Raw genomic sequence first — 12,193 nt, forward strand, 5'->3', positions numbered from 1 at the left:
GATCTAAGCACAGATCAACTCAAAGCAAAAATCCTTAGCGGTGATACTGAAGACATCAAAGCAAGAGTCAATGGACTAGCACCTGAAAGCAAAGCAGAGCTTAATAAAATGATTCAGTCAATCTTAAAAAAAGATCAGCAAGAAAAAGATTTAAATCAAAGTAATGCAGTCCAAAGAAGTCTAGCAATGACAGCCCCTCCTCCAAATATCGATCAAAACAGTTTAGACTTTAATACAATGTTCAGCTAACTACAAAGCCCTACCACAAGTCAGATCCCCATCTCTTTGCATAAATATTTTGTGTTGTCTGTCTGTCGTCAAATAACCTTCAAAGATAGCCTTTTTGATTAAACCATTGTGTGAGTAAGTTACCATCAGGTTTCTGCGCATAGTTTGATCAATTTCAATATTGTCGTTGGTTGAATAGCAAAGCCAAGTCTTGGCATCAGCTCTTTTCTCAAAAACATAATTATCCAAGCTCATATCAAGCCCTTGTTCAATATGATCAGCGATAGTGAAGATCTTAGTTTTGGGCTCACCAGAAATATCAATCAATAAATCATAGGCACGTTCTTTGGGGGCAGGTTGTTTGTCAATTTGGATTGGTTGTTTAGTTTTCTTGGCTTTTTTGGCTTTGACTTCTGCGATCTTTTCTTTGGTGAGGTCTTCTTGGATTGCTGCTTGCAGTGCAAGAGCTTCGGTAAATTTGTCTTCTTCTTTTACTACGAGTTCTTGTTCTTTGTTTTCAAGTTCTTGTTTGCCAGTATCAAAGGCAGATCCGATATTGAGTTGAATACCCTCACTAATACAAAAGACATAGGCAAGTGCTGCTTGGACATCTTCTATTTGCAAGCCTCTATTGCTTCTTAATATATCTGTTTGAGACATACCTTCAGCGAAACTCAACAAGAGATCAGCAACCGTAATCCTGGTTCCTTTAATACGTGCTTTGCCAGAACATACATTCTGGTCAATAACAATTCTGTTTTCTGCTATTTTTTTCAAGTCCATAGACGTACGCAATTTGATAGCCTCCTAGCTACCTCTGATTATATTCTGCCCAAACTATAAAATGACGATCCCGGGTATCTCCATTTTTAATCCATTCGCAACAATTATCTTCCCAACCCCAGCCCGGGTATCACAAAAACCACACCCCGGGTATCACAAAAAGCACACCCCGGGTATCACAAATAAAATCAAAACACTATATTTTTAGTCAAAATATTGTTGGATTAATACAAAATTATACAAAATTTGTGATACCCGGGGTGGGGTTTGGCTAGAATTTGCGTTATTGCGAAATTAGACTATAATTTATTTGCTTATGGATTTACTAGCTCAGTTTTCGCACATACCCTTCTATATATTAGCTGCAGCTGCAGTTATATGCTCACTGGGAATGATATTTTTGGATAACCTGGTAAGAGCTGGCTTTTTATTAATTGGAGCCTTCAGCGCGATTGCAGGAATATACTTCCTCTTAAACGCCAACTTCGTTGCAGTCTCGCAAATACTAATTTATGCAGTCGGAATAGTCTTGGTCATTATCTTTGCAGTGATGCTTTGTAATCTGAAACAAAAACCAAGTGATGTTGATGATACTGAAGACAAAGTCGAACTGAACACAAGAAATATATTGGCACTAATAGTTTCAACAGGATTATTTACATTAATGGTCAAAGTCATTACTTCACAAGACTGGGATACAATATCAAAACTAACTGGAGCAAAAGACAACCTTGCTGACATAGATGAAGTCACAGGGCTTTATACAGCCAGAATAGGTCAATTAATGCTTAGTAACTATATAGTGGCTTTTGAATTGATCTCAGTATTATTACTGATCGTGCTCGTTGGAGCGATCATACTTTCAAAAAAAGAATTAGAAACAAAGGAAGCCGCTTAGACAAAGCTAAAGGATAAACTAATGGAAATCGGACTAAATCACTACTTAATTCTCTCAGCACTTTTGTTCTCAATTGGTGTCTATGGCTTGATCACAAGGAACAACGCCTTCCGTGTACTCATGAGCATCGAAGTAATTCTAAACGCAATCAATATCAACTTTGTAGCTTTTGCACACTATATCGATCCAATCATGGTTAAAGGACAAGTCTTCAGCTTGTTTGTCATGGCAATTGCAGCTGCAGAAGCAGCCATCGGTCTTGCCCTACTGTTATTAATATACAGAAACAGGGTAAACATCAGAATGGATAGCTTTGCTACCATGAAGTGGTAATTATGTCTGATACACTAAAAAGAGATGCAGAATATCTGTCCCCTGCTTTGGGACGTGCCTTTGATCTTGTCGCTGTAAAAGGTGAGGGATCATTTTTGTATGGAGAGGATGGTAAAAAATACCTCGACCTAACAAGTGGTATTGCCGTAAACCAGCTAGGGCACTGTCATCCAGAAGTGGTTGAGGCAATCGCAAAACAAGCAGCTTCATGCATTCACACAAGTTGCGTAGTTCATTATCCTGCCAATATTGATCTTGCCGAAAAAATAGCAAGCATAACTCCAGGTGATCTCAACAATACTTTCTTCTGTAACAGCGGAGCAGAGGCAGTTGATGGTTCAATCAAGTTTGCCAAAAAACTCAAACCAGGCAGAACCAATTTTATTGCATTCAAGGGTGCCTTTCACGGACGTTCTCTTGGTGCAACTGCATTTACTAGCTCGAAGTCAGCATACCGCAAGTTTTATGATCCACTAATTCCAGGAATTCATCATCTCAGTTTCCCTAATATTTATGAAGCTAAAACTCAAGAAGCCAGAGACAAGTTGGTAGAACACCATGAGAAAATCTTCTTGAACTATTTTGATACAGTAGTTCACCCTGAATCTGTTGCAGCAATTATAATTGAACCGATGCAGGGAGAAGGTGGATATATTCCGGCTCCTGGTTTAGATGGCAGTAAGAACTATCTTCAATTTCTTAGAGATTTTTGTGACAAACATGAAATACTTTTGATATTTGATGAAGTACAATCTGGGATTGCTAGAACTGGTAAATGGTTTGCCTCAAATCATTATGGAGTAGTTCCTGATGTTCAATTAATGGCAAAAGGTCTCTCAGGCGGGCTTCCACTAGGAGCATTCTCAAGTCGTAAAGAACTAATGTATGAAATGCCACCTGGTTCACATGGTACTACTTTTGGTGGTAACCCTATTTCATGTAGAGCGGCTTTGAAATTATTAGAAATTATCGAACGCGATAAAATAATGGACAATGTAAACGCAAGATCAGAGCAAGTGTTTAAGTTCTTTGAATCGAAGTTCCCTGGCTCGGACAGTCGCAAGCCTCGTGAAGACCTTAATGACAAAATCAAAGTTAGAGGTTTAGGTTTGATGATTGCATTAGTTTTCCCTGATACTGCAACAGTTACTAAAGTCAAAAACTTTGCCTATGACAAAGGCGTACTCTTGCTTGGTTGCGGTACTTATGGCAATATAATTCGCTTAGCACCAGATCTAACAATTACAGCAGAGAACCTACAACAAGGTCTTGATATAATTGCTGAAGCAATTGCACAATAATCATGAACAAAATAATTAACTATAATCCAGCAAATATCAAAGAGATAGTTTCTGAACACGAGGTTTCAACCAGTCAAGAGCTTGATGCGATGCTCGCCAAATCAACTGAGGCATTCAAGTCTTGGTCAAAGATGCCAGCTCCAAAGCGCGCACAGTACTTAATGAAAGCTAACAAAATATTTACCGAACGTAAAGAAGAACTAGCAACTATTCTGCATCGTGAAAACGGTAAACCACTTGAAGAAGCCCTTGGTGAGATTCAAGAGATCATAGATGTCTTTGATTTTTTCAATGGAGAAGGTAGAGCCATCTATGGCATGACTGGTCAGTCAGAGATGCCTGACAAGGCGATAATGACCATTCGCCAACCTATTGGGCCGGCTGTTTTCATTACTGCATGGAATTTTCCAGCAGCAGTACCATCATGGAAAGCAGCTCCAGCATTGATTGCCGGCAATACTTTTATACTCAAACCTTCCGAGCTTGCTCCTCTATCAGGCAAATTATTTGTTGACGTTCTTAATGAAGCAGGACTTCCAGAAGGCGTTGCTCAAGTTGCAATGGGTGCTGGTGAAGTTGGTGAATACCTAGCCAAGTCAGATCAAACTAAAATAGTTAGCATCACTGGATCAGTTGCTGTTGGCAGACACGTTGCAGGAATTGCAGCAGCTGGTTTCAAAAAATGTGCACTTGAACTTGGTGGCAAAAACAGTACTATCGTACTTGCTGACGCTAATCAAGAACTTGTAACAGACGGTGTTCTCTGGGGAGCCTATGGCACTAGCGGGCAACGTTGCACAAGCACCAGTAGATTAATTATCGACAAAACAATCTCAGAACCTATAATACAAAAACTACAAACACAAGCAGCCAAGTTTTATGACAAAACTAAAAAACAATCAGCAATTAACTACGCTCCGATTATTAGTCTCAAACAATTAAACAAAATACATGGCATGGTTCAAGCAGCACTAGCTGAAGGAGCCGAATTGGTTTGTGGTGGAGAGATTCTTGACGATGGTTCTCATCAAGGCTATTTCTACGCACCAACAATCCTCAAAACCAAACATGGTATGAAGATCACCAAAGAAGAAGTTTTTGGTCCGGTACTTGCGGTAATCGAAATTGATTCAACTAATAAAACGCAAGAAGAGATTCTAGAAGAAGCTTTGGCAATATCAAATGATGTTGATTATGGTCTTTCAAATTCAATCTACACCAAAGATATAAATCTCGGCATGAAAGCCGTTCATAGATTCGAGTCTGGCTTAGTCTATCTCAATGCACCAACGATTGGAGCAGAATGCGGCGGCGCTAGTTTATTTGGTGGCTGGAAAAATACCGGCAATGGTTCAAGAGAATCAGGAGTGGCTGCTTTTGAAACCTATACTCAATACAAAACTATTGCAATTGATTATTCTGATTCCTTACAACGTGCACAAATCGATTAAAAAGGGTTTTAATTAATAATAGACTTGTTTCGAAACAGGTCAAATATTAAATGACAAAACATTATGTTTTTTAAATTCAGACACGTGGTCTTTAGTAATCCCCAGGCTCTCAGCGATTGTACGCATAGCAACACCTGTCTCCTTGAGATCTCTTACTAAATTAAAAACATCAAAAACTGACCCTTGTTGAATCTCTTTAATCTCAGGCATATAAAGATCTTTGTAAGCGACGGAATTAACATCATCCAGTTCATTCAGTTCTCTTCCATTAAGCCCTTCAGGCAAATCTAGCTCCAAGCGCAATGCAACTGCTTGTTTGCGTGTCTTAAAATCATCAAGCACAGAAGCCACTGCGCTATTGCCTGGATAACGACCAGCATATGCTTTGAGTTGATCCTCTGTCATCGTACTCATCTCAGACTTGAGTGAGTCTGCTACTTTATTAGCAATCAAATCCAAATACTCAGGAGTCAATTCTGGCTGACCGCTTGCATTGAGTGGTGGATTGTTTCTATAAATACTTTCAAGAACGGCTGTTGAGCTTGTCGACATTTCAAGCATCGCTATCAGGTTCTCGCGTTTCATATTCTTGTCAAAAGTCTCAAGTTCCTTAATAGCACTATCCCGCTCTCCTGGTCCAAAATAGACACTATGTCCACTATACTTGCTTGAAATGCTACCACCACTATCATTGATTTTATAACTGTAATTATCGTTGACTGCTCTACTGAGTGTCAAACTTGGATCAATTTGTAGATTAGAATTATCTCTGCCCATAATGTCCCTAGCAATACAAGGCAGCACAACATGGCTATTTGATAGCAACATGATAGAATTGGCAAAATGGCAGCTAAAAAGCAGAATTTATGGTCTTCTCGGTTTGAAACAGAGCCAGCAAAGATTCTCCAAGAGTTCAATGCCAGTATTGGTTTTGATATTGTGATGTTTGAGCAGGATATCGCTGGATCAATTGCGCACAGTAAAATGCTTGCAAAACAAGGGATTATTAGCAAAGCTGAGTCAAAAACAATAATTGAAGGTCTAAACAGTATCAAAGCAGAGATTGCGATGAATCCACAAGAATGGGCAGCTGAACGAATTGCTGATGAGGATCTGCATATGGCAATAGAAGCAAGACTCACTATGCTTATCGGCGATGATGCTAAGAAATTACATACTGCAAGAAGCAGAAATGATCAAGTTGCAACAGACCTCAGGTTGTATCTAAAAAATCAATTAGCACAATTACAAGAAGTCTTGAAGCAACTAAGATCCTCACTGATTACAAGAGCCAAAACAGATATAGATGTAATTATGCCAGGCTACACTCACCTGCAGCAAGCTCAAGCAATATCACTTGGGCATTTTTGGATGGCATACCAAGACAAGTTCTCAAGAGATAGTGCAAGACTAGAAGATGCTTTGAAGAGAATCAATGTCAATCCACTAGGCTCAGGCGCACTGGCAGGATCGACTTTTGATATAGACAGAAAGCTTACAACAAAAGAATTAGGCTTTGACTCAGCCTCAACCAATAGTCTTGATGCAGTTTCCGATAGAGACTTTGTACTTGAGTATGAGTTTTGTTTATCAACTATCATGCTTCATCTCTCGCAACTCGCAGAAGAGATGATAGTCTGGAACTCACAAGAATTTGGCTACATAGAGATCTCTGATGGTTTTGCAACTGGCTCAAGCATGATGCCACAGAAAAAAAATCCAGACATCCCAGAACTACTTAGAGGCAAGGCAGGTAGAGTGATTGGAGTACTCAACGCACTTATGATCACAGTCAAGGGACTGCCACTTTCATACAATAAAGACTTGCAAGAAGATAAAGAACTATTGTTTATGGCAAACGAAACTACCATCAAGTGTGTTGCAATTGCAACTGAGTTTATTAACAACATCAAGGTCAACAAAGAAGCAATGTACCAAGCGGTTGCAAACAGCTACGCAGCGGCTACAGACATTGCAGAATACCTAGTTAAACAAGGACTAGCGTTTAGAGATGCTTATTCTATAGTTGGACAAATTGTCAAATGGGCAATCAAACAAAAAAAATATCTCAAAGATCTTAGTCTTGTAGAGCTGCAAAAGTTCTCGGATAAATTCACTCAAGAACTTGATCTAAGTCCAGAGGCTTGTGTTGATGCTAGAGATGTATTTGGCGGGACCGCTAGAAAGAGAGTGCGAGAGGCAATTAAGAATGCAAAAAAATAGACCCCGACGACTACGCCTTAATGCAATGCTTCGTGACTTAGTTGAAGAAAATAGGGTCACTGCAAATGATTTAATTTATCCGCTTTTTATTAAAGAAGGAGAAACTACAAAAGAAGCAATAAAATCAATGCCAGGAATCTACAGATGGGGACTTGAGAGTATCTTGACTGAAATCCAGTCAGCAACAGAACTTGGTGTTAAGGCAATAGCCTTGTTTCCTGTCATTGACCAGAGTCTCAAAACTGAATCAGCCCAGGAAGCTATCAATCCTAATGGCTTAACTCAAAGAGCAATCAAAACTATCAAAACAAAATTCCCAGATTTATTAGTCATCTCAGACATCGCTCTTGATCCCTACACGAACCATGGACACGATGGATTAATTCAAAACGGTAAGGTAATCAATGATGCAACAGTTAAACAACTAGCCGCTATGGCAGTAGTCCAGGCAGAAGCTGGTGCAGATATTGTTGCACCATCAGACATGATGGATGGAAGAGTTGGGGCAATAAGACATGCATTAGATGAGGCTGGCTTTCAAGATACTTTGATCATGTCATATACAGCAAAATATGCATCATGCCTCTATAGTCCTTTTAGAGATGCTTTAGGTTCATTGGGTAGTCAAGATCAAGTCCAGCACCAAGGTCCCCAAGACAAAAAAACCTACCAAATGAATCCAGCCAACTCACTTGAAGCAATCAAAGAACTTGAACTCGATATTATGGAAGGAGCTGATATCGTGATGGTCAAACCTGCTTCTTGGTATCTTGATATAGTCAAAAACTTTAAAGAACAAAGTCATGTACCAGTAGCTGCCTATCAAGTTAGCGGTGAGTATGCAATGATTCACGCTGCAGCTACAGCTGGCTACATAGATTTGGACCAGGCAATGAAAGAGTCATTAACGTCAATCAAACGAGCAGGAGCAGATTTGATTTTGACTTATTTTGCTAAGGATTTTCTAACTAGACAAACTAGACTTAAGACTATCAACCATAGCCATAGTCGCAAAATATGATGTTGAACCAGGACTAAATGCTTTTGCCATATGCTCTAAGCTATAGATATTCAACTTAATCGAGTCATTGAATTTGTGTTTTGCATAGCGAATCGCTTCATTAATCTCTTCTGTAATAATTCGTCTCTTGGCTCTTTCATGAAGTTCATTGAGTTCAAGTTCTTGATAAACTTGTAGTTTTTGCAATTCTTCAAGAAATTCTAATTGTCTATCATTGTGTTTAATTGTTTGGTCAAGTTCTTTCAGTTTCTCTAATATCTCTGGTTTATCATTTTGTTTAGTTAAAAATTGAATCAACTTATTCACATCATTAGCTATTTCCTTCCAAGATTGACCTAATATTTTTTTGATATTTTTTATATCATTACTAATGATTTGATAATCATCTATTGTTGTTGTATCTGGCATAGCTGCAAAATTCTCTATCAATTCCCCTTCCCGAAAATTAGCTAAGTTAAGATTAATTAAATCTAGTAACTCATCAATTTGACTAATTGAATCTAGTCTATATTTAGTATCAAGTTCTTTTTTATTAGCTTCTATATTACGCATACAATACTAGTAATACATTTTTGGATTATCCTTAGGTTATGATGGTTATCAGAGGCATGGGCATGAGCGCTAGCTCATGACAGACAAAAGGGCTACTACAAGGCAGTTCAATCCTGTATTAGACCTGTTTCGAAACAAAGTTTCGATGTACAGGTCGCTCAAAAAAAGGTAGCAACCGCGCTGAATGCGCGTGTTGCCTTTGGAGATAATCCCACTTTCAAAACAAGTCTATTGTAATTTGTGAATAAGTGGTGGTCAGAGGCATGGGCATGAGCGCTAGCTCATGACAGACAAAAGATCTACTGCAAGGCAGTTCAATCCTGTATTAAGTAATTTGTGAATAAGTGGTGGTCAGAGGCAGGATTGAACTGCCGACACGAGGATTTTCAGTCCTCTGCTCTACCAACTGAGCTATCTGACCATTAGCTTAAAAATATTATCACAGAAAGAAAAACAGCACCCTGAAACTATAATTAAAATCCATCTGTATTACGTGATGAGGTGACGATTATGGAATATTCTGCTAAATTGTTATTGATGGAATTTATATATAGTCATTCGTTAAGCACAATACTCATTCTTTTGAGTTTAGCTGCGGTAAGCATTGCTATCTTTGATATGAAAGAAGACAGAGCTAGACACATATCACTAGCAACAAGTATTTTAGTTCTGCTTATTACTCTCAAACAATATTTTGGACTATTTAATCCAGAAAACACTAATCCACAATTAGCTGAGTCCTACCATTGGCTTGGACCAATCAATTTTTCTGTTGCTGTTGATGGTTTATCATTCTCAATGGTTTTGCTAACAGCGATCCTTTTACCATGTGTAATCATTGCAAGTAAACCAATCGCACAGAAACGTCAACCAAGACTTTATTACACACTCCTTCTAATCCTGTCAGTGGCAGTGATGGCAGTCTTTATGGCAAAAGACATGTTCTTGTTTTTCTTAGCTTGGGAATTAGAATTAATACCAATGTATTTCTTGATAGCAATCTGGGGTTCCAAAAACCGTAACTACGCCTCAATGAAATTCCTTCTTTATACCTTTGCAGCAGGTATCGCATTATTGCTTGGTATCTTCTGGTTATTAGCAGCAACTGGTTTTTCTAGTTTTGACATGGTAGAAATTTCGAAACTCACAGCTACTCTTAGTGACACAACTCAAATGGGTATCTTCTTACTTTTTGCAACTTGCTTTTTAATCAAACTTCCTTCTATACCTTTCCACACTTGGTTACCAGACGCTCACGTAGAAGCTCCAACCCCGGTCTCCATGCTACTTGCGGGCATACTACTTAAAATGGGTTGCTATGGTTTAATCAGATTTGGTCTTGATTTTTTCCCAGACGTAATAGTCAAACTGGCACCAGCCTTGGCAATACTAGGCGCAGCAAATATCATCTACGCAGCTTATACGGCATTAATACAAACTGACCTCAAAAAAGTAATCGCATATTCTTCGATCTCTCATATGGGCTTTATTTTATTAGGACTTGCAAGTCTTAATACGGCAGGTTACAGCGGTGCAGTTTTCCAGATGTTTTCTCATGGTTTAATTTCAGCAGCACTCTTCATGATTGTCGGAATGCTTTATGAAAGAACTCACACACGTGAAATTGAAGAACTTGGTGGACTTGCTAAAGTCATGCCAACAACATTTTATTTATTTGTGCTAGCGGCAATGGCCAACCTTGCATTGCCAGGACTTTCTGGCTTTGTTGGTGAGTCATTAATTTTCTATGGTGTCTTCAGTGCTGATAGCCCCGCAAGTGGTTTTGATCCAGTGAAGATCTCAGCGGCAGTTTCTGCACTTGGCGTGATTCTTACAGCAGCTTATATGCTTTGGGTAAACCAGAGAGTATTTTACGGTGAGATCAAAGACAAATGGCTTAAACTAACTGACGCAAGAGGCTCAGAACTGACGGTACTTGGAGTATTGCTTGGTCTTTCAATTGTCTATGGCTTATATCCAAGTTTTATAAACAATATTTATGAGGCACAACTAGATACCTTGGCTTACATTAATACCAAGTTTATAATTTCATGATCTATGTTTGGACACTTGTAATAATTCTTTCTACCAGCTTTCTTGGGGCTGAGGCTTTTTACAAAAGAGTTTCAGGGCAAGACCTTAACCGTAGTTATAGCTACGAGCAAGAAAGTGAGAACCGGGCATATATTGATAGAATCAGACCAAAAATAAGTGACAAATGGGATCCTCTTAAATCAGTAAGACCGCTCAAGACGGTTTACTATGTAACAGTGCAACCAAGTGGCCACATTACTGATATTGAACGAAAATATTCTAGTGGTGACAAATTTTATGACAAAAGTTGTAAACAAGCTTTGATGTCAGCATCACCATTCAAAAAACCAGATCATACCAGAAGAGTTGCTATCATGTTCGAGTCTCACAAAACCAAAGACATCAATCCTGTAAGCAGCGCAACTAGTGCAATGGCTAAGCCGTTCAAGATGCTATTTTAAACGGATCATCAGATCGCGTCGTAGCATAGCGAAGACGGATCATCAGATCGCGTCGTAGCATAGCGAAGACGGATCATCAGATCGCGTCGTAGCATAGCGAAGACGGATGCTATAATCATTTCATGCGCAGTCTATTATTATTTATTTTATTGATTTCATGCCCTCTTGCCCATGCCAGAGTCAAAAAGAACCTAAGCGCAATTATTTCAGATCGTAATATGAGTCCTGCAGAATACAAAACACTTGAAACTTTTGCGACTGGCCTGGGCAAAGATATAAACAAAAACTGGTTCCCTGCAGATTATCCCAATAATAATCTCAGGACTGTAGTCAAGATACAATTTATTCCAGATGGTGTGCATCACTATGAATTTATGGAAAGGTCAAATAATCCAAGCTTTGATGACTCATGTTATATGGCAGTTAATAGAAGTCTCAATGGTCTTGGCTACCCGCATGTTACCACTATCGAATATCTTTTTGAATATAACAATAAAAAGACTCAAATCCCTAGAGAGGTCGGTCGCTGGCCAGCTCAATTTGGCATAGGCTACCTCAGCAAAAAATTCGGAATCAATCATTTTGTCAATATCCCAATCTACTAAAATCATAGACTTCGCTCAGAAGATTCGAGTAAAGCATAGTCCTGATTCTGATGACGCCTTCATGTTCTACGCTATCAAGTTTGGCAAAGTAGACTTGCGCGGATATGAGTTTGAAATCAGCAGCGATGAAATTGATGTACTAAATCAACAAGCTATGGTAATTGCCAGTGACAGCGAAACGATCAAAGCTAATGACAAACCAGATATCTTTGCTGTAAGCTTTCATGCCTATCACTACATCAAAGACCAGTTCCAAATCCTAAGAGCTGGCGCTTCGATGGCAGGCAAGGATTATGGACCAAA

14 protein-coding genes and 1 tRNA gene are annotated in these 12,193 nt (G+C 38.9%); 11 read left to right on the plus strand and 4 right to left on the minus strand.

The genetic code is table 11. The features are described 5' to 3' along the window. Positions 1-249: hypothetical protein (locus tag O3C63_08005; GenBank protein MDA0772871.1), on the plus strand; the 249-nt coding region annotated here is incomplete at its 5' end. On the opposite strand, the gene O3C63_08010 is transcribed toward O3C63_08005, so the two are convergent. Further along, positions 250-1,011 carry a DUF433 domain-containing protein gene (locus tag O3C63_08010; protein MDA0772872.1) on the minus strand — a complete coding sequence of 254 codons (762 nt, stop codon included), beginning with the start codon at positions 1,009-1,011 and terminating at the stop codon, positions 250-252. A 316-nt stretch (positions 1,012-1,327) separates the two neighbouring features. On the opposite strand from O3C63_08010, the gene O3C63_08015 reads away from it, so the two are divergent. Genes O3C63_08015 through O3C63_08030 form a run of 4 tightly spaced genes read left to right on the plus strand, consistent with a single transcriptional unit; the run spans position 1,328 to position 4,994 of the window. Further along, positions 1,328-1,909, plus strand: coding sequence for an NADH-quinone oxidoreductase subunit J (locus O3C63_08015; GenBank protein ID MDA0772873.1), 582 nt, complete (start codon positions 1,328-1,330; stop codon positions 1,907-1,909). 21 nt (positions 1,910-1,930) lie between these two features. Further along, a complete protein-coding gene (gene nuoK / locus O3C63_08020; protein MDA0772874.1) occupies positions 1,931-2,242 on the plus strand; it encodes an NADH-quinone oxidoreductase subunit NuoK in 312 nt (103 codons plus the stop codon). A gap of 2 nt (positions 2,243-2,244) precedes the next feature. Continuing rightward, positions 2,245-3,543 (plus strand): aminotransferase class III-fold pyridoxal phosphate-dependent enzyme, encoded by a 1,299-nt coding sequence (locus O3C63_08025; GenBank protein ID MDA0772875.1) that lies wholly within the window; start codon positions 2,245-2,247, stop codon positions 3,541-3,543. 2 nt (positions 3,544-3,545) lie between these two features. Continuing rightward, positions 3,546-4,994, plus strand: coding sequence for an aldehyde dehydrogenase family protein (locus O3C63_08030; GenBank protein ID MDA0772876.1), 1,449 nt, complete (start codon positions 3,546-3,548; stop codon positions 4,992-4,994). Between the two features lie 39 nt (positions 4,995-5,033). Here O3C63_08030 and O3C63_08035 read toward each other — a convergent pair whose 3' ends face one another. Beyond that, positions 5,034-5,771: a hypothetical protein gene (locus O3C63_08035; protein ID MDA0772877.1), complete on the minus strand. Its 738-nt coding sequence runs from the start codon at positions 5,769-5,771 to the stop codon at positions 5,034-5,036. Between the two features lie 66 nt (positions 5,772-5,837). Between O3C63_08035 and argH the strand changes: the two genes are divergently transcribed. Both argH and hemB read left to right on the plus strand, forming a co-directional pair. Further along, on the plus strand, positions 5,838-7,217 hold the full coding sequence (gene argH / locus O3C63_08040) for an argininosuccinate lyase (GenBank protein ID MDA0772878.1): 1,380 nt from the start codon (positions 5,838-5,840) through the stop codon (positions 7,215-7,217). Beyond that, the gene (gene hemB, locus O3C63_08045; protein MDA0772879.1) at positions 7,204-8,238 is read left to right on the plus strand and encodes a porphobilinogen synthase; all 1,035 of its coding nucleotides are present in this window, start codon (positions 7,204-7,206) and stop codon (positions 8,236-8,238) included. The genes argH and hemB overlap by 14 nt, the downstream gene beginning before the upstream one ends. Here the strand turns inward: hemB and O3C63_08050 are convergent. Together O3C63_08050 and O3C63_08055 are read right to left on the minus strand one after the other, a co-directional pair. Then, entirely contained in the window at positions 8,182-8,790 is a 609-nt protein-coding gene (locus O3C63_08050) for a hypothetical protein (GenBank protein ID MDA0772880.1), read from the minus strand. The two genes, hemB and O3C63_08050, sit on opposite strands and share 57 nt — an antisense overlap. 345 nt (positions 8,791-9,135) lie before the next feature. Beyond that, positions 9,136-9,211, minus strand: a tRNA-Phe gene (locus tag O3C63_08055). 116 nt (positions 9,212-9,327) lie between these two features. Between O3C63_08055 and O3C63_08060 the strand changes: the two genes are divergently transcribed. The 4 genes from O3C63_08060 to O3C63_08075 form a co-directional block, all read left to right on the plus strand. Next, positions 9,328-10,845, plus strand: a complete 1,518-nt coding sequence (locus O3C63_08060) for a NuoM family protein (GenBank protein ID MDA0772881.1) — start codon at positions 9,328-9,330, stop codon at positions 10,843-10,845. Then, a complete protein-coding gene (locus tag O3C63_08065; GenBank protein ID MDA0772882.1) occupies positions 10,842-11,285 on the plus strand; it encodes a TonB C-terminal domain-containing protein in 444 nt (147 codons plus the stop codon). The genes O3C63_08060 and O3C63_08065 overlap by 4 nt, the downstream gene beginning before the upstream one ends. Positions 11,286-11,407: 122 nt before the next feature. Beyond that, on the plus strand, positions 11,408-11,890 hold the full coding sequence (locus tag O3C63_08070; protein ID MDA0772883.1) for a TonB C-terminal domain-containing protein: 483 nt from the start codon (positions 11,408-11,410) through the stop codon (positions 11,888-11,890). Continuing rightward, the coding region (locus O3C63_08075) for a hypothetical protein (protein MDA0772884.1) at positions 11,868-12,193 on the plus strand (326 nt) is incomplete at its 3' end. The genes O3C63_08070 and O3C63_08075, both read left to right, overlap by 23 nt.

The organism is Cyanobacteriota bacterium, from assembly GCA_027618255.1.
Taxonomy (GTDB): Bacteria; Cyanobacteriota; Vampirovibrionia; order LMEP-6097; family LMEP-6097; genus JABHOV01.

Excerpts from the sequence above, each read along its gene's own strand:
- O3C63_08010 (MDA0772872.1), bottom strand. The coding sequence starts at position 1,011 with ATGGACTTGAAAAAAATAGCAGAAAACAGAATTGTTATTGACCAGAAT.
- O3C63_08015 (MDA0772873.1), top strand. The coding sequence starts at position 1,328 with ATGGATTTACTAGCTCAGTTTTCGCACATACCCTTCTATATATTAGCT.
- nuoK (MDA0772874.1), top strand. The coding sequence starts at position 1,931 with ATGGAAATCGGACTAAATCACTACTTAATTCTCTCAGCACTTTTGTTC.
- O3C63_08025 (MDA0772875.1), top strand. The coding sequence starts at position 2,245 with ATGTCTGATACACTAAAAAGAGATGCAGAATATCTGTCCCCTGCTTTG.
- O3C63_08030 (MDA0772876.1), top strand. The coding sequence starts at position 3,546 with ATGAACAAAATAATTAACTATAATCCAGCAAATATCAAAGAGATAGTT.
- O3C63_08035 (MDA0772877.1), bottom strand. The coding sequence starts at position 5,771 with ATGGGCAGAGATAATTCTAATCTACAAATTGATCCAAGTTTGACACTC.
- argH (MDA0772878.1), top strand. The coding sequence starts at position 5,838 with ATGGCAGCTAAAAAGCAGAATTTATGGTCTTCTCGGTTTGAAACAGAG.
- hemB (MDA0772879.1), top strand. The coding sequence starts at position 7,204 with ATGCAAAAAAATAGACCCCGACGACTACGCCTTAATGCAATGCTTCGT.
- O3C63_08050 (MDA0772880.1), bottom strand. The coding sequence starts at position 8,790 with ATGCGTAATATAGAAGCTAATAAAAAAGAACTTGATACTAAATATAGA.
- O3C63_08060 (MDA0772881.1), top strand. The coding sequence starts at position 9,328 with ATGGAATTTATATATAGTCATTCGTTAAGCACAATACTCATTCTTTTG.
- O3C63_08065 (MDA0772882.1), top strand. The coding sequence starts at position 10,842 with ATGATCTATGTTTGGACACTTGTAATAATTCTTTCTACCAGCTTTCTT.
- O3C63_08070 (MDA0772883.1), top strand. The coding sequence starts at position 11,408 with ATGCGCAGTCTATTATTATTTATTTTATTGATTTCATGCCCTCTTGCC.